This is a genomic window from Clostridium sp. N3C, assembly GCF_900095445.1.
In the GTDB taxonomy this organism is placed as follows: domain Bacteria; phylum Bacillota; class Clostridia; order Clostridiales; family Clostridiaceae; genus Clostridium_AU.
On the sequence record NZ_FMJL01000036.1, the window covers coordinates 20,705 to 37,359 of the forward strand.

A 16,655-nucleotide genomic window follows, 5' to 3' on the forward strand; every position below is an offset into this window, starting at 1 on the left:
TTTGCTATTAGTATTTATATTGTATATTATGAACTTTATAATATGAAGTGGCAAGCATAAAGAATAAATCCAATAAAGAAAAGGACTCCATAAAGAAGTCCTATAGGAAGCTACCTTGGATTAGATATATGATTTTCTTCATTATGCTTTTTACGTATTTCTGCCTTGGGTATTGGAGCATCTTTATCATTTTTAGATTTTTTAATATTTTTTTGAAAATGGGCATTGCCCATTTCATCAGTTCTTCTTGCTGCAGCCATTAAAGTCCACCTCGCTATAAGAAACTTTTATTTTTATATTTCTCTATTAGCTTTTCTTATAATAATATTTTTTATTACTATAATTTTAATCCATATACCCGCAAGCTTTCAAACCTGCTGTTATTACTTCCTCCCATTGCTCCGGCGACAAATTAAAGGTCTTATCATTATGCAAAACTACAGTACAGTTGTCTTTCTGTTTATCGCATTCTGAATTACCGATTTTATATATATTTTGTCGCTTGATTGCTCCTATTTCTTCTAAGGTATTTAGTAATCTGTATACTGTAGCCAAACCGATGCTTTTATCTATAGAAGATGCAGTATAATAGATTTCTTTACAGCAATTATACTCCCTTTCTAAAATAATATCTAAAATAAGTAATCTTTGCTTTGTAATTCGAAATCCTTTTTCTTTCAGTTTTTCTATAATTATTTCTTTTTTCATTTTTGTTCCTTCATAGCATCCGTTTTTCCTCATATATACCCTCCAAATACCTTTAAAAATTTAGTGACATCCTCCCCCACAATGTTTACAATCTTGACCACACTGTATAGATTTTCCTCTTCTTTTATTCTTTACTAAAGTATATGCAGAAAAGCCCACAACTCCAAATACAACTACTCCAACTACAACAGTGCCCATAATTCAACATTCCTTTCTTTATTAAATTAAGCAGACTTCTCTACTATAATTAATGTATAGTAAGATGTCTGCTCAAATATTAAACTTTATTATCTAGCTTCATTCACGGCTTTGACAGAAACTTTCTCCACTTGCTTATTAGGTCTAAATAGTAGATATAAAATAGCTATCACCGCTACAAAGCCTACTAGTGTTCCAAAGCTAAAGATTCCTGTTCCTATAAATGTTCCTATTTGATAAATGCATAAGGATACAATATAAGCAAAGCATGTCTGATAACCAATAGCTATCCAGAACCATTTTGCATTATTCATTTCTCTTTTAATAGCTCCCATTGCAGCAAAGCATGGTGCGCAAAGAAGGTTAAATACTAGGAAGGAGTAACCAGCTATTGTTGTCATGCTTGTTGCTAATGTTCCCCAAATTTCTGCACCGTCTTCTGCCACTTCTGCGAAACCATATAAAACCCCAAAGGTTCCTACAACATTTTCTTTTGCTACTAAACCTGCAATGGCAGCCACTGCTGATTTCCACTCTCCCCATCCAAGAGGTTTAAATAACGGTGCCAAAATACCTCCTAAGTATGATAATAAGCTGTTATTCATATCTTCTACCATACCAAAGGATCCATTTGTGAAACCAAAAGTTTCTGTGAACCAAATTACAACCGTTGATAATAGTATAACAGTTCCTGCCTTCTTAATAAAGGAACATCCTCTTTCCCACATACTCTTTAAAACAGTTCTAACTGTCGGCATATGATATGCAGGAAGTTCCATTACAAAAGGTGCTGGGTCTCCAGCGAAAATTTTAGTTTTCTTTAAAATAATACCGGATATAATTATGGCCGCTATTCCAACAAAGTAAGCACTAGGAGCTACCCACCAAGCACCGTCAAATAAAGCACCTGCAATTAATGCTATTATTGGCAACTTAGCACCACAAGGTATGAAAGTTGTTGTCATTATTGTCATTTTCCTATCTCTATCACTTTCAATAGTTCTTGAAGCCATGATACCAGGAACGCCACAACCACTACCCACTAACATTGGAATAAAGGATTTCCCTGACAAACCGAACTTTCTAAATATTCTATCCATAATGAAAGCTACTCTTGCCATGTAACCGCAGCTTTCTAAAAAGGCTAAAAATAAGAATAGTATTAACATCTGTGGAACAAAACCTAGAACAGCTCCTACACCAGCTACAATTCCATCAAGTACCAAGCTCTGTAACCAGTCTGCGCAACCTATAGAATTAAGTCCAGCTTCTATTAATGCAGGAATACCGGGTATCTCTAATCCAAAAAATGACCAACCTTCCCCAAATACTCCATCGTTAACCCAGTCTGTAGCCCATGTTCCTACTGTTGTTATAGAAATATAATAAACAAGGAACATAATCGATGCAAAAATTGGAAGAGCCATAATTCTATTTGTAACGATTCTATCTATCTTATCAGAAGTAGTAAGTTTTTCTTTTCTACTCTTTGTATAGCAATCTTTAATAATGGATGTAATATACTCATATCTTTCGTTAGTAATTATACTTTCCACATCATCATCCATAAGTGATTCTAGCTTTTCTATATCTTCAGATACATCTGGAACCTTCTTAAGTTGTGTATATATTTTTTCATCCTTTTCCAAAAGTTTTATAGCAAAAAATCTCTTTTGCTCCTGTGGAATTTGGTTGTCCAATTTTTCTTCAACATCTTTAATTATGTTTTCAACGGAATCGCTAAATTTGTGTACTATGGAAACTTTTTTCTTGCTATTGACAAGATTAACAGCCTTCTCAATTAGGTTAGTTATTCCCTCTTCTTTTAAAGCTGAGATTTCTACTATTTCACATCCCAAGTTTTTACTTAACTTATCTATATGTATTTTATCTCCATTTTTTCTTACCACGTCCATCATGTTAATTGCCATAATTACAGGTATTCCAAGTTCTATAAGTTGTGTTGAAAGGTAAAGATTTCTCTCTAAGTTACTACCATCAACAATGTTTATTATAGCATCTGGTCTTTCATTTATAAGGTAATTTCTAGCTACTATTTCTTCTAGCGTATAAGGTGATAAGGAATAAATACCAGGCAAGTCCATAATTACTACATCTTTATATCCCTTTAGTCTTCCTTCCTTTTTCTCCACTGTAACCCCAGGCCAGTTTCCAACAAACTGATTAGATCCAGTTAACAAGTTAAACAAAGTGGTTTTACCACTATTAGGATTTCCAGCTAATGCTACTTTTACTACCATTTTAAAACCCCTATTCTATATTTTTATTCAACTTCTATCATTTCTGCATCGGCTTTTCTAAGAGATAATTCGTATCCCCTAACTGTAACTTCAATAGGATCTCCTAGAGGAGCTACCTTTCTAACATAAACTTCCGTTCCCTTTGTTATGCCCATATCCATAATTCTTCTCTTAACAGGACCTTCTCCATTAAGCTTAACAACTTTAACAGTTTCACCACATTTAGTTTCTTTTAAGCTTTTCATGTCATCACCTTTCTTTGAATTTATATCATTATCTTCTTAGCCATATCCTGTCCAATAGCTACTCTAGAATCCTTAACATTAACAATTATATTTCCTGTAGTTTCAGAAACAACTGTCACAACACTTCCTGGGACAAAACCCAACTTTTCCAGAAATCTTTTTGTTTCTTCCTTACCGCCAACTTTTTTTATAGAATTAATCTCACCAATTCTTGCCATAGTTAAAGGCATCATATTTTAATCACTTCTTTCTTAGTATGATTGATAACGATTCTCATTTTCTTCACTTTTAGTATATTGTATTGTTAATATTTAGTCAAGGTTCTTTTTGAGATTTATTCTCAATTATTTAAATTATTTTTACTATTGCTTTTAAAACATTATAAAGACATAAAAAATACTAGGTCTGTAAACCTAGTAGTACTATCTAAATTATGGTTATTGACTCTATAAAAACAGCCATTCATTATATATTTCAATTAATTATTAATATTTTCATTTACTAATTCTAGTTGAAAGCTTTCATCTATAAGTTTTCTATTGTAGAGACTTACTAATTCATCATTTATCAACTTTTCATTAAAATATTCTCTATCTATAGAACTTTTTAAATTAACTTTAGAGATTTTTTCTTCATAAAAGCTATTAGTAACCTTTTTTACTAATTCTAATATTAAATACTTATCATTTATATATATTGGTACCGAAGTTAAAATATATATGTTGTTGTCAATATTTTCTATCTTAATTTTCACTTTACATTCTTGCCATGCCTTTATAGATGCACAATATTCACAAGGATTTTCTCTACCCCAAAATTTATAACACTCAAATTGATTTTTTTCTATTTTATCACCCTTAAGTGATAAAACCTCCTTGTTAATAGGATCTACAATTCGAACATATTTATAATCATCTTGAACAAGTTCTACTTTATTTATTAAATTGTTAAATTGCTCAGAAAGTTCACAGCCTAGCACTTTCTTAACGTACATACTAATTTTTATATCTTCTACTATTAACACATCCAATTCTTGACTTAACTCCACTAACTTATTATAATCACAATCCTCAGAACATATCATATTATTAATCACTTTACGAAGTTCTTCCATTTTTTTCTTACGCATTTTTTCACCTATCTTTTCATAATACTGTTTTTAAAAAGATATGTATAAGTTAAATTTGACAACGGAGCTAGTTTATGGAAAATAAAAAGCACCCTTAAGGGTGCCAAAATATTTTTAAGATTTAATTTAACTTAACATACTTTTGGCAACCTGGCAATCATAGGAGTATTACTCCTTTAGACCCATGGCTTTGCGACCTTATCTTTCGATAAGTGTGCTATTAACATTGTATGATTCATAATATTATTTTATTTTTATACTACTTATTTTTATTTATGATTTTAAATTTCACACTATTATCTTTAACATTGATATATTTTACTAACAAAGAAATTTTATTTTCCTCATTTAATAAATTCCAAAAATAATCTGCATTTTTTTCAATATCATTCTCTAACTTTACAACAAAAGGTTCACCAACAAAGGAAGGTATAGGATTGCCATCTTCCTTATATGTATGGATGCAATGGCCATAGCCCTTTATAAAGCTACCATAATAAAAATAACTTCTAACAGAGAGATCCTTGTTGTTATCTATAGTTTTTAGTATAGACATACCGTATGCAGCCTTCCCTGGAGTACAGTCAATAAAACCAGAAATTCGAGGAGTGTAATTAGGATCATCCGGTTCAAACTCTCTCGTATTTAATGCATCCTCAAAAGATTTTCCTTCTTTAAGGTAATCATAAATAGTGTCTGTTTGATCACCATTTGTAACAATATGCTTATCATTAATATCTTTCACTGGATAATAAATAATTAAACTTGGATCTTCCAATTTAGCAGGATCAAAAGCTTTAGTTTTTACATATCTACCTTCTAACTCAAAAACTCTATTGCGGCTATTTTGGCTTCTTCCCATAATCCAGTAAACTTGTACATAATTTTCTCCATCTGGAGTCATACCTATTACTATACCTCTACCAGGATATTGGTTTTGTCGTATAGCTTCCTCATTTATTAGTGCCATCTTCTCTAAATTCATTTAGACCAACCTTTCATAAAAAACATTGACTTAAAAGATTAGCTACTTAATACGTCGGTTACTTAAAAAGACAAACATTGCATAAATAGAATTATGTTCATAAGCAATATTATACACAATTTTTTTAATTATGCCAACATATTCTATATATTTTACAATTAAAACCTAATTACCTGCACTTTCGTAGATACTTGCACCCTTTTTAAATAGTCCATATGAAATAATCCAAAGCACTAAGGCAATTACTCCCTCCAAGAAAATAGTATTTAGAACTCTTCCGCCCACTAAAAAGTATTTAGCTGGTATATAGGCTACAAAAGCAAAGGGCAAAATATAAGATATAATAAACTGAATAGGTTTAGGATAAATGCTTAATGGATACTTGGCCAAATCGGATATATTATAGGCTGTTTGTAAAAATGGAGAACTATCCTTGAACCAAAAAGCGGTAGAAGCAAAAAATAACTTTATTGATGTATATATAACTGCTCCTAAGAAAATAGAAATTATGAAAAGTATAATATTTGAAACATTCCAAACTATTACCCCTTTTGAAGCTGAAATTCCTACTAAGATAGAACCTACAATCAATTCTCCTAAGGCATCTGCTTGAAATCTGTCACAAATCACTTGAAAAAAGAGATTCATAGGTCTAAGCATATATTTATCAAACTGACCAGTTACAACGAGCTTCCAGGCTAAAATCCACAAATTATCTGTAAGTAAATGGTCTATACCTCTTGGTATCTGTGCAAATCCATAAATGAATAATAGTTGTTCGAAAGTCCAGTCATTAAGTTTTGGAATTTGCTGAAAGACTAAGTACAAAAATGCTATTCCAGTAGCTTGTGTTAATAGAAAACCAAATAATCCAATAAAAAAATCCACCTTAGATTGCATTATTGACTTAGTAAATTGCTTTACAAAAACAATATACAATCTTACATACCTTTTAAATTCTTTCATTATTAACCTCCCAAAACTATCAATCTCTTAGTAACTTTACGCCAAATAGCACTACCTAATATGTAAAGAATTATTACCCAGGCAGCTTGTTTTACTAATACGAAAACAATTTCATTTCTGCTATATTTACCAAGATAAATCATTACCGGTACATAATTCATTGAAGCAAAAGGAAGATAATCAAATACTTTTTGCAATACAGCAGGAAAGAAACTTAGTGGTATAAGAGCTCCTGTTAGAAAATTTAATATGCAATTCTTAATTATATTAGCTCCCCAAAAATAAGTTGTAAAAAAGGATATCATTCCAAAACAGAAGTCAAACAAGACAAATATTAAAAAGCTCATAAAAGTACTAAGGAAAAAGAGAACAATATTCCATATAGGAGTAAAGCCTATTCCCAAAGACTTGAATTTATATAATTCTAGAGTACCCCAAATTATTACTGAAGGGAAAAGCATTCTATAAACCATTTGTCCAAAAGCCTGAGCAAGTAGTCTCCATCTATATTCAATAGGCTTTATTAAGTTCATAGCTATGGTCCCCTGCATAACATCATCTGCCACATCCCAGGATATACTAATAGTACTTATATGAGCTGTTATATATGATATAAACACATATATAATCATTTCATTTTTTGTAAATCCGCCCAACACATTACTGCTGGAATTACCATATATGGCCATCCATAAGAAATAGCTAATAAAAGCAGTAAATAATCCCCCTAACATAAATAAATAAAATCTTCCTTTATAAGATAAGGCAGTCTTTATTACATTAAGGGAAAAGGGCCAATATACCTTAAAAAACCTTTTCATTTAAAGCCCTCCTATCATATTCCATGTACATATATTTCTTTTACTATCTCTGCAAGATCAGTCTCTTTAATTTTAATATCTTTTACTTCTGTATCGGACATAACCTTAGATATTATTTTAGAAACTTCTATTAAATTCTTGTTAAAGCTAAAATTCAAGTTATTTCCATTTATATCCAAGGTTAAGTCTTCCTCTCTTAAATTAAAGTATTGATTATAATTAATATCTTTAATTTTATCTACATTTTTCACTTCAATTTCAATTGTCCTTTTGATACCAAACTTATCTCTAAGTTCTTCAACGGTACCATCATAAATAAGCTTACCATTGTCAATAATTATAATTCTGTTACATAGTTCTTCTATATCACCTAGGTCATGGGTTGTCAAAACAACCGTTGTCTCATATTTCTGATTTATATCCTTTATGGCCTGTCTTATTTTATCTTTTACTACTACATCTAAGCCAATGGCAGGTTCGTCTAAGTATAAAACTTTAGGATTATGTAACAAAGCTGCTGCTAGATCTGCTCTCATTCTTTGTCCTAAGGATAAGGTTCTAACGGTACTATGAATAAAATCCTCTAATCCTAATACTTCATTAAGGAATTTCATTCTCTCTTCAAAGTGCTTATCACTTACTCCATAAATTTCTTTCAGAACCACAAAAGACTCACTTAAGGGCAAGTCCCACCACAACTGTGTTCTTTGTCCAAAAACAACACCGATTTGCTGTGCATTAGCTTTCCTTTCTTTACTTGGATCTATGCCTCCAACCAAACAAGTTCCTGATGTAGGCTTTAAAATTCCTGTCATCATCTTTATGGTAGTAGATTTACCAGCACCATTACTTCCTATATAACCTACAATTTCTCCCTTTTTAATGTGAAAGGAAACATTATCCACAGCTACCTTTCTAACCTTTTCTCTTGTAAACAATCCTTTTATAGCACCCTTGAGGCCTGGATACTTTTTAGCGGATATAAATTCCTTTGAAATGCCATTTACCCTAATCATAAGGACCCCCCTATATAAAAATATTTAGAAAATTCATGAAATAAGAAAACTCCATAAAAACTATGGAGTTTAAAACTTATCTCTATATTTATAATAATAAATAATGTTTTAACATGTCATAAAATCAGTGTCAACATATTTTCTAATATATTACTGGGATATATTTGTATTCAGCTTTTATTAAATCTTCTTTTAAATTTTCCAACATGTCTTTAGGAGAATTAGTTATAGCAAATTACAGGGGTTCCCGCTTCAATACTTTCATATATAGTTTTTGCCAAAGCTGGTGGAGCATTTACACAACCGTGAGAACCCTTAGTTTTATATATTTCACCACCAAAAGCATCTCTCCAGGAAGCATCATGTAATCCTATATTTCCGTTAAAAGGCATCCAATAACTTACTGGTGTTGCATAATCTTCTCCTCTAAGCACTGCATTCCTCTGCTTATAAGCTAAGGTATAAACACCGGTAGGTGTTCCATAATTTTTACTTATATTACCGGTTACCACATCCCCATCAGCTATGAGTTTACCCTCTTTATAATACCATATATGTTGTTTGCTTAAATCTACTTCTAAATAAGTGTTACCAATATCATTACTACCATAGGCATTTGCTCTTTGATAAAAGGATGCTTCTCTTGTTATATTTTGTCCTTCTTTTACAGATGCTATTATGTCTTGCACCTCTTTAGGTTTATTGATTGACCAGCCATAATTTCCACCGCTGACAGTTATGTTTTTTCCTGAAGATGTTACAAAATCTCTTTTCTTTGCTACTGTATTATACTTCATAGCCAATGAATCTACATATACTCTTACCTGATTTTCATCAATAGAAATCTGTAAATTATCATCTACTGTTAGCCATTTATTAATTATTGCGCCATCTAAAACTTCCTTACTTTCTCCAAAAGTATAAGTAATTTTTGTAGCTACATACTTATCTAAAATTTTCTTAAGCTCTAGAATTTCTTTAGAATTGGTAGTATACTTAGGCTCTTCATAACATCCTTCCTTATCCAGGTCTATGGATGATTTACCTTTAAGTATTGCTTCTTTTATTTTAGATAGTATTACATCTTTTTTTATTTTAGTGCCCTTCACTTCCTCTATTATTACATATCCATTATCCTTAAACTCCACTTTAGCATTTATAGGTTCTACTATATTCTTTTCATCAAAGTAAGAAAGCTTGTCTATTTGCTCCTGAAGTAGCTTTTCATCAAAGGTCACTTCAATAAAAGAATTTTTAGCAGAAAAAACACCTAAAATCCAACCTAAGGGGTTCTGCTTATCCTTGATTTTTTGGATATCTTCTTTCGAATTATGTTTTAGCCCTATATCCTTACCATTAATACTTTCTTTTTGACCTTGTCTACCTTCTAAATATAGAGTATACTTTTGAAGCATGTCCATTACAACACCTTCAGCTTCCTCTACTGTTTTTCCAGACACATTAATAGAGTTTATTTCTGATCCAAAATAAAAATGTTTAACAAAATATATGGACGCGGATAGATAAAAAGCAAGTAAAGAGCAAATTATAATCATTGCAACAATTAATAGTCTCTTCCCTTTTTTTATTTGAACCCCTGTTATTTTTTGTACTTCACTCTCCATAATATCGCTCCTTTATATCTATTGCTTTTTATGCCTTAAAGTAACTTAGTAGTTAGTATAATGTTCAAGTTAAATATTATTATAGCATACTTTATATATAGTTTATATATCATTACTTACATCAAGTTATTACATATTTTAACAATTCATTACTAAAAGTACTTTTCTACTGCATCTTTAAGTTTTATAGGTCCAGCTAATACCTTCCTATCAATAAATAAGGTTCCATCTTTCTTAGTGTTAATATACCATTTTACCAATTCAATCTGACCACAATTAATTTCTATTGTAGTTATACACCTAGGATGAACCCCACTGCCAGTATTAAAATATAAAGGATCACCAACTTCAGCAAACATAGGTCTATGGGTATGTCCTGCTATTAGCATTTGCTTTTCTTTCTTTACCCATTCAATAAGCTTCTTTTCTGCAGCATGTTTTCTAGGATAGCTTTCCGCAGTTCTTGTAGGATCATTTATTCCAAAAAAATTCAATGGCCTCCAGAAGTAACGAACTAGAAACCTAGCTAACTTCCATAATTCATTATTCAGTAATTCTACCTGATGTCCATGTATCAAAAATATTTTATATTTATCAAACCTATGCTTTAGAATCAATCCCTCATGAACTTTTATATTTTCAAACAAAGGAACATACTCTTTTTTACGCTCATCAAAGTATTGATATAAATTACTTTTTACGAATTTACAATTTCTCTTAACCATATCATGGTTTCCATATATTAAATATAATCTTTTCCTCTCAAAAAACTTCGATAAAAGCCAAAACACGTCACTATGAACCCGTACTATATCTGAAAATCTTTTGTTTTCCCAAAGTTCATCACCATCTCCAATTTCAATATAAGTATAGGATCTTTCATAATAATAGGTTAGGGCTGCAAAATAAATATTTTGGTTCCTTGAAAAATCATCATTCCAATTTCCATCACCTCTATGGCAGTCACTCATTAATACAATTCTAGAACTATCATCAAAGGCAACTTCTTCTGCCGACCGAAAAACCTTGGAAATATGCTTTAAGGAATCCACTATATCCTCCTACTAATAAAGCAAATTAATCTAATATTTAAATATATTCTTATGCCTAATTTAACAGAACCTTTTCTATTTTATATTAAAAAGAACTTTTATATAAAACATAAATAATTTATCTTAAATGAAGTACAATAACACTACAGAATTATTTTGATATATTGTCAAATAAAGTAATCTGCTTGACAACTTGTCTTTTCTAAATGTATTATGAAAAAAGATTGAAAATTAACTGAAGAAGTTTTTATTAAATTAACTTGAGGTGAAGAATTTGAAAAACAACAGAGTAGCTCGAGAATCTAATATTGAATTATTGAGGGTTTTAAGCATGATGGGCGTAATTGTACTCCATTATAATAATCCTATTTTTGGTGGAGGATTGATGTATGCTGTCCAGGGAAGTGTAAATTTTTATATTTTATACATTCTGGAAACTTTGTTTGCTTGTGCTGTTAATTTATTTGTTCTTATTTCCGGATATTTTATGTGTAAATCAAATAAGAGAAATCTAATAAAACCAATTCAATTGATAATTCAAGTAATGGCCTTTTCTTTAGTAATTTACTTGCTAAGATGTGTTTTAGGAAGAACTATTTTTTCATTTAAGAGTCTTGCATTATCATTGATACCTGCAAATTGGTTTGTTATCTTGTATATTGCTTTATATATAATATCACCATTTATAAACGTAGCCTTATCAATGCTATCAAAGAGCAACTTTAAAAAGCTCTTACTTATCATTTTTATCCTTTTTTCAATTTATCCTACATTAGTTGACCTTGCTGGAGAATTACGGTCAGAACAATGGTATGGATTAAGCTCAGTAGGAATGTATGGTAGCCAATGGGGCTATTCAATAATTAACTTTATGCTTGTTTATATTATTGGAGCTTATATTAGAATAAATGATATTAAGGTAAAGAAAAGTAATCTGTGGTTAATACTTATTATGTGTATTGTATTAATTACTGGTTGGTCAAGATTAAATGATGTAATAGGCTATTTTAATGAAAAAACTGCTTGGTCTTATTGTAATCCATTAATTATTACAGAAGCTATCGTACTATTTCTTATATTTAAAAATATAAAAATGAAACCTAGTTTAATAATAAATTCATTGGCTAAAGCTAGCTTTACAGTGTTTTTGCTTCATAATTCTTTTCTAGGAAAGTTAAATGTTCAAAAGTTTGCTGCAGCTAATCCCTTGCTTATGATATTGCATTTGCTAATATCCTGCATTGGTATTTATCTTATTTGTTGGCTTGTACACTTGCTTTATGATAAAATAACTAATCCAGTATTTGAATTATTAAAAAAAAGTATTGGTTATATAAACATTGGAATTGCAGATTAAATAATTATTATAAGTGTAGTATTAATATAGTTTCGCATAGATAAAATTTGAATGTTTAATCTTTTCATATCAAAGTAATGGTGTTGTAAACTACTCAATCAGTAGTTTTACAACACCTATAAATCATTAATTCAAATAATCCTTAATCCTATCATAGGCCTTAAATAGTTGCCTACTTTTACCCATATTTAAAATTTTTAAATATATATTTGGCACTCTTTGTTGAACTATTCTTATTTTATCTCTTAGGTTGGTATAATCTCTAGTTAAATTCCGATAGGTATTGCAAAGCAATTCATTCTTTCTTTGTATAACCCAATCGGTAACAGCAGTTCTTGACAAAGGCTGCTCTGTACGTGGCTTGTCAAATTTTAAGCTAACGGTATTATTAATAATTGAAATTTCTTTTTCTGAATATCCTGCCCTTTTCACTCCTTCTACAAAGGCATCTCTCATTTCTTCATCCTTTAAAGTAATACTTATATCTGCAGAAAGCTCTGAGGGCTCTGAAAATTCCCCAAGCTTAAAACCACTTAGCCATCAATGTTTATCCTTTCTCTCAAAGAGTTTTTTACCATTTTTATATAATACATAGGACATTTCTAATAAATCTTCTTCTCCTGCTGCCTTATAGAAGGTGCCAGTAAAAAATCCTGGAATATTTAATTCAGGTTCACTTGTATTATAAACTCCAATCTCTCAACCGGTAACTAGATCAAATTGTCCCTTCCAAAATTCAATCAACCATTTCCTGCCATCATATTCAAAGTAAATTGGTTCGCAATCTACAATCATGCCCATAGGAGCAGCAGCCTCGTCATAGAGTCTACAGTAGCCCATTTCTTTCTGCCAAGGATCCATAATTGAATAAAATATATCTTGCTTTGGATCATAGGCATATCCTGCTTCTGCTATTATTCTATCTAACTCTTCACTTCCAGTACCAGTTGCTAGTTCATTATCATCCTGATCTAGAACTTTATTAGATTCTATTATATTAACAAGTCCTTTATACACATCAGGAAAAGCTACTCTTATGGCTGTCATTGAAGAAGCTAATATGGCAAATAGCACGCTAGATATAGAGTTATAAGAATACATAAAGACTCACCTCAAGTATATTACTTTATATCATAATATTCATATAAAGGTCGTAAAGTTAATATTTTTGTCGTATAAACTATATTAATAAAAGAAATTGTTAAACTATATTTTTTCAATAAAGTGTAAAGCAAACTTGACATCCGTTGCAATTTTTACTATTTAGAAGGGAAAATACAATCCATCTTTGGAATTGGCCTTTAAAATTGCAGAGTTTTTTAATAAAAGAATTGAAGAAATATTTATTTATAAGGAGATTAATGAAAATGAAAAGTAAATCAAAATTATATGCTTTTTTATGTGCGCTATTATATATTTTAGGATTTTCAACTATAAACATAGCTGCTTCAAATAAAAAATTCGACTTACAACTTTCCACTGGAATTATAGTTGTACTTAAAGTAACTGGTCTGATTTTAATCTGTGCAGCTATATTATTTATTTTTCTTTCTGTAAATGTTTTGGTGGAATCTGATAAAGATTTAAAGATAGAAGAAAATGACGAACGTAAAATTATGATAAGAGGAAAAGCTGCTGAAAACTCCTTCCTTATAACATCTATTGCCCTGTTAATTTTAGAATTTATTTTTATATGTCTAGGAAAAGATTTAGCATCTATATTAATCGCAATTGTATTATTTATATCTATACAAGGCATATTAATTTCACTTTACCAAAAGAAACATTAATAAAGCTCCCTGTGCAATTTATGATAGATGTATTTTATGATCCGAGTTTCTATTATCATTTTTTTAAACTTATGTATATATATATTATTGTACATAAATATAGTTTAATACATTAATACATAATAAAGGAGAATGGAAGTATGAAATTAAAGAAAATTATAAGTAGATTACTCTTGGGACTGCTTATTATCTCTTTAGTAATAGGCATACCACTGTATAAAGTAAATGCTGATTCTTTTATTATTGTTACCTTAGGTGCAGATTTATCGGATCAACAAAAAGATGAAATGCTTAAATATTTTAATGTTACTAAGGAAGATGTTAGTATAACCGAAATTACAATTGAGGAGGAATCTAAATACTTAAGCAGTGTAGCTCCAAAAGAGCAAATAGGAAATAGATCCATATCCTGTTCTTATATAGAACCTACCAGCAGCGGCGGATTAAATATATCTTTAAAGAATCTAACCTGGGTTGATGAAAACATGATACGAAATGCTCTAATTACTGCTGGTATAGAAAATGCCAATGTTAAGGTAGGTGCCCCCTTTAAGGTTTCCGGGACAGCGGCCCTTACCGGAATAATAAAAGGTTTTGAAAGCAGCAGCAAGGGTGAGAAAATAGATGAAGATAAAAAAATAGCTGCTACAGAAGAATTGGTAGTCACTGGACAATTAGGTGACAAAATAGGCAAAGATAAAGCTGCTGGATTAATAAACGAAATTAAAAGGGAAGTAATAAAAGAAAAGCCTAAAACTGAAGGTGAAATAAAAGAAATAGTAGAAGATATTACTGATAGCTATAATTATAGTTTAAGCAAGGAAGATATTGATAAGATTACCGCCTTGATGGTTAAGATCAATGACCTAGGACTAGATTTTAAAAAACTTCAAAATCAGTTAAACAATGTTGCAAGCAAATTAAAAGAAACCCTGGAAAGTGATAAAGCTAAGACCTTTTTCTCACAGCTTTGGGACTCAATAAAAAATTATTTATGGATAGAACCTAAGGAAGATTTAAGTGGAACAGATTTAGGAGTTACTCTAGTATTTTCTCTCTTAGGAATTCTTGCTATCCTAAAGCCAGATGCAATATTATCTATTAAGACAAAGAATCCAAAGAAAACTACTATAAACATCCTAAGAATAATAGCCATTATCATTATAGCTAATAGCGCAATAATATTATTTAAAGCTTTATCTTAATCATGTTAAATAGCGGAGCTTAAAACTCTGCTTTTTTTAATATATAACTTTACCCAATCTAAGAAATAATAAAAACCCTTAAATAGTTAATCTACTTAAGGGTTTAAAATTCCTAAACTATAGTATAGTAATATTCTCAGCCTGTGGTCCCTTTGGTCCTTCAGCTATATCAAAAGAAACCTTTTGACCTTCTTCTAATGTCTTATAACCTTCTGCATTTATTTGAGAGAAATGTGCGAAAACATCTTTTCCATCTTCTCCTGTAATAAATCCAAATCCTTTTTGTGCGTTAAACCATTTTACTGTACCAATCATTAATGTTTACCTCCGAAATTTTACTTTCCTTAAATCAGGGTAACATCTCACTAATAAAATTTCGTTATTAACTTACTTCTAAAATAAGTGCAACTAGAAATCTATTTGTGTTTACTACTAATTTAAGTTCTTATTTAGCTTAACACAGTTTTATATATAAATCAATCCTTTTATTATTTTAAATTTAATTTATTTGTCTAAATAAGAAATTAGATTATATAAGATTTCCACATTGCTAGACAAAATTAGAGGATTAAGGCCCTAGAATTTTTCAGAAAAGATCTGATTTCTAGTGCATCAAGAAAAGGTTGTCCAATAAGACAATGAGACTGTTTTTTACTTGAATAAGTGTGAAAATCGGAACCTCCAGTATAAAAAGCAAATCTACTTAAAGCTAGTCTAACAAAATATTTTGTATCTTCATCCTTATTCCAACAGTACTTAGCCTCTATGCCATCAAAGGGATATTGGATTAAATCCCACAACAATCTATTCTGTATTCTGACAGGATGAGCTAGTACAACAGAAGCATCAAAGGCCCTTAAAAAATTAATACCTTCTGAAAGGCTCAAAGGCCCTTGTTGCCTTTCAGTATAAATAATACCCCTTAATATTTTTCTTGCTTCTTTAAATTTGTGATATCGTATAAATTTAAGGGCGCTCCTAAAGATATCCTTATTAAATAAGTTAGACCTAAAGTATCCTAAAATATGAATACTAACTCCTTTATACCTAGTAGAAAGTTCAAGGCCAGGTACTACAGAAACATTATAAAGAGAAGCAACCTGAGCCGCTTCATAGATACCATCTACAGTATTGTGATCTGTAATAGCAATGGTGTCTAATCCTTGTTTTCTAGCAAATTTCACTATTTCAGCAGGACTCAAATCGCCATCGGAAGCAGTGGAATGGATATGAAAATCACCTTTTATGTTTCTTATTATAATCACCTTTCTAGATTGATTATATCTTTCTTGAATTC

At 30.5% G+C, this 16,655-nt stretch carries 17 protein-coding genes, 3 pseudogenes and 1 riboswitch; of the genes and pseudogenes, 4 read left to right on the forward strand and 16 right to left on the reverse strand.

Going from position 1 to position 16,655, the window contains the following annotated elements; genetic code table 11:
* Positions 1-110 precede the first annotated feature (110 nt).
* From N3C_RS15070 to N3C_RS10310, 13 genes are all read right to left on the reverse strand, one after another.
* Positions 111-260 (reverse strand): hypothetical protein, encoded by a 150-nt coding sequence (locus N3C_RS15070; protein WP_178377805.1) that lies wholly within the window; start codon positions 258-260, stop codon positions 111-113.
* 85 nt (positions 261-345) lie between these two features.
* The gene (locus N3C_RS10255; RefSeq protein WP_074365943.1) at positions 346-741 is read right to left on the reverse strand and encodes a Fur family transcriptional regulator; all 396 of its coding nucleotides are present in this window, start codon (positions 739-741) and stop codon (positions 346-348) included.
* Between the two features lie 27 nt (positions 742-768).
* Positions 769-906 carry a FeoB-associated Cys-rich membrane protein gene (locus N3C_RS10260; protein ID WP_074365944.1) on the reverse strand — a complete coding sequence of 46 codons (138 nt, stop codon included), beginning with the start codon at positions 904-906 and terminating at the stop codon, positions 769-771.
* 89 nt (positions 907-995) lie between these two features.
* Positions 996-3,167 carry a ferrous iron transport protein B gene (feoB, locus tag N3C_RS10265; protein WP_074365945.1) on the reverse strand — a complete coding sequence of 724 codons (2,172 nt, stop codon included), beginning with the start codon at positions 3,165-3,167 and terminating at the stop codon, positions 996-998.
* Between the two features lie 23 nt (positions 3,168-3,190).
* Positions 3,191-3,412, reverse strand: coding sequence for a FeoA family protein (locus N3C_RS10270; RefSeq protein ID WP_074365946.1), 222 nt, complete (start codon positions 3,410-3,412; stop codon positions 3,191-3,193).
* Positions 3,413-3,432: 20 nt separating this feature from the next.
* Positions 3,433-3,645, reverse strand: a complete 213-nt coding sequence (locus N3C_RS10275; RefSeq protein ID WP_074365947.1) for a FeoA family protein — start codon at positions 3,643-3,645, stop codon at positions 3,433-3,435.
* Between the two features lie 245 nt (positions 3,646-3,890).
* Entirely contained in the window at positions 3,891-4,541 is a 651-nt protein-coding gene (locus tag N3C_RS10280) for a Spo0E family sporulation regulatory protein-aspartic acid phosphatase (RefSeq protein WP_074365948.1), read from the reverse strand.
* A gap of 141 nt (positions 4,542-4,682) precedes the next feature.
* Positions 4,683-4,770: riboswitch (cyclic di-GMP riboswitch) on the reverse strand.
* A 30-nt stretch (positions 4,771-4,800) separates the two neighbouring features.
* Positions 4,801-5,526 carry an IMP cyclohydrolase gene (locus tag N3C_RS10285; protein ID WP_074365949.1) on the reverse strand — a complete coding sequence of 242 codons (726 nt, stop codon included), beginning with the start codon at positions 5,524-5,526 and terminating at the stop codon, positions 4,801-4,803.
* A 165-nt stretch (positions 5,527-5,691) separates the two neighbouring features.
* Entirely contained in the window at positions 5,692-6,492 is an 801-nt protein-coding gene (locus tag N3C_RS10290) for an ABC transporter permease (RefSeq protein WP_074365950.1), read from the reverse strand.
* A 2-nt stretch (positions 6,493-6,494) separates the two neighbouring features.
* Positions 6,495-7,313, reverse strand: a complete 819-nt coding sequence (locus N3C_RS10295) for an ABC transporter permease (RefSeq protein WP_074365951.1) — start codon at positions 7,311-7,313, stop codon at positions 6,495-6,497.
* 14 nt (positions 7,314-7,327) lie between these two features.
* Positions 7,328-8,329 (reverse strand): ABC transporter ATP-binding protein, encoded by a 1,002-nt coding sequence (locus tag N3C_RS10300; RefSeq protein WP_074365952.1) that lies wholly within the window; start codon positions 8,327-8,329, stop codon positions 7,328-7,330.
* 221 nt (positions 8,330-8,550) lie between these two features.
* Entirely contained in the window at positions 8,551-9,954 is a 1,404-nt protein-coding gene (locus N3C_RS10305; protein WP_074365953.1) for a L,D-transpeptidase family protein, read from the reverse strand.
* A 152-nt stretch (positions 9,955-10,106) separates the two neighbouring features.
* Positions 10,107-11,006, reverse strand: coding sequence for a metallophosphoesterase (locus N3C_RS10310; RefSeq protein WP_074365954.1), 900 nt, complete (start codon positions 11,004-11,006; stop codon positions 10,107-10,109).
* 274 nt (positions 11,007-11,280) lie between these two features.
* Between N3C_RS10310 and N3C_RS10315 the strand changes: the two genes are divergently transcribed.
* Complete coding sequence (locus N3C_RS10315; RefSeq protein WP_074365955.1) at positions 11,281-12,363, forward strand: acyltransferase; 1,083 nt, start codon at positions 11,281-11,283, stop codon at positions 12,361-12,363.
* A gap of 126 nt (positions 12,364-12,489) precedes the next feature.
* Here N3C_RS10315 and N3C_RS15335 read toward each other — a convergent pair.
* Positions 12,490-13,464: pseudogene (locus N3C_RS15335) on the reverse strand (DUF4474 domain-containing protein).
* 169 nt (positions 13,465-13,633) lie between these two features.
* Between N3C_RS15335 and N3C_RS15525 the strand changes: the two are divergent.
* From N3C_RS15525 to N3C_RS10345, 3 genes and pseudogenes are all read left to right on the forward strand, one after another.
* Positions 13,634-13,741: pseudogene (locus tag N3C_RS15525) on the forward strand (helix-turn-helix transcriptional regulator); the annotation flags it as partial.
* Positions 13,731-14,153 (forward strand): hypothetical protein, encoded by a 423-nt coding sequence (locus N3C_RS10340; RefSeq protein ID WP_074365958.1) that lies wholly within the window; start codon positions 13,731-13,733, stop codon positions 14,151-14,153. The pseudogene N3C_RS15525 and the gene N3C_RS10340, both read left to right, overlap by 11 nt.
* Before the next feature lie 140 nt (positions 14,154-14,293).
* Positions 14,294-15,145: pseudogene (locus N3C_RS10345) on the forward strand (DUF1002 domain-containing protein); the annotation flags it as partial.
* Positions 15,146-15,475: 330 nt separating this feature from the next.
* Here N3C_RS10345 and N3C_RS10350 read toward each other — a convergent pair.
* Together N3C_RS10350 and N3C_RS10355 are read right to left on the reverse strand one after the other, a co-directional pair.
* The gene (locus N3C_RS10350) at positions 15,476-15,673 is read right to left on the reverse strand and encodes a cold-shock protein (RefSeq protein ID WP_074365960.1); all 198 of its coding nucleotides are present in this window, start codon (positions 15,671-15,673) and stop codon (positions 15,476-15,478) included.
* A 245-nt stretch (positions 15,674-15,918) separates the two neighbouring features.
* Positions 15,919-16,655, reverse strand: a 737-nt coding sequence (locus N3C_RS10355; RefSeq protein ID WP_178377806.1) for a PHP domain-containing protein, incomplete at its 5' end; no start/stop codon positions are given.

Excerpts from the sequence above, each read along its gene's own strand:
- N3C_RS15070 (WP_178377805.1), bottom strand. The coding sequence starts at position 260 with ATGGCTGCAGCAAGAAGAACTGATGAAATGGGCAATGCCCATTTTCAA.
- N3C_RS10255 (WP_074365943.1), bottom strand. The coding sequence starts at position 741 with ATGAGGAAAAACGGATGCTATGAAGGAACAAAAATGAAAAAAGAAATA.
- N3C_RS10260 (WP_074365944.1), bottom strand. The coding sequence starts at position 906 with ATGGGCACTGTTGTAGTTGGAGTAGTTGTATTTGGAGTTGTGGGCTTT.
- feoB (WP_074365945.1), bottom strand. The coding sequence starts at position 3,167 with ATGGTAGTAAAAGTAGCATTAGCTGGAAATCCTAATAGTGGTAAAACC.
- N3C_RS10270 (WP_074365946.1), bottom strand. The coding sequence starts at position 3,412 with ATGAAAAGCTTAAAAGAAACTAAATGTGGTGAAACTGTTAAAGTTGTT.
- N3C_RS10275 (WP_074365947.1), bottom strand. The coding sequence starts at position 3,645 with ATGATGCCTTTAACTATGGCAAGAATTGGTGAGATTAATTCTATAAAA.
- N3C_RS10280 (WP_074365948.1), bottom strand. The coding sequence starts at position 4,541 with ATGCGTAAGAAAAAAATGGAAGAACTTCGTAAAGTGATTAATAATATG.
- N3C_RS10285 (WP_074365949.1), bottom strand. The coding sequence starts at position 5,526 with ATGAATTTAGAGAAGATGGCACTAATAAATGAGGAAGCTATACGACAA.
- N3C_RS10290 (WP_074365950.1), bottom strand. The coding sequence starts at position 6,492 with ATGAAAGAATTTAAAAGGTATGTAAGATTGTATATTGTTTTTGTAAAG.
- N3C_RS10295 (WP_074365951.1), bottom strand. The coding sequence starts at position 7,313 with ATGAAAAGGTTTTTTAAGGTATATTGGCCCTTTTCCCTTAATGTAATA.
- N3C_RS10300 (WP_074365952.1), bottom strand. The coding sequence starts at position 8,329 with ATGATTAGGGTAAATGGCATTTCAAAGGAATTTATATCCGCTAAAAAG.
- N3C_RS10305 (WP_074365953.1), bottom strand. The coding sequence starts at position 9,954 with ATGGAGAGTGAAGTACAAAAAATAACAGGGGTTCAAATAAAAAAAGGG.
- N3C_RS10340 (WP_074365958.1), top strand. The coding sequence starts at position 13,731 with ATGAAAAGTAAATCAAAATTATATGCTTTTTTATGTGCGCTATTATAT.
- N3C_RS10350 (WP_074365960.1), bottom strand. The coding sequence starts at position 15,673 with ATGATTGGTACAGTAAAATGGTTTAACGCACAAAAAGGATTTGGATTT.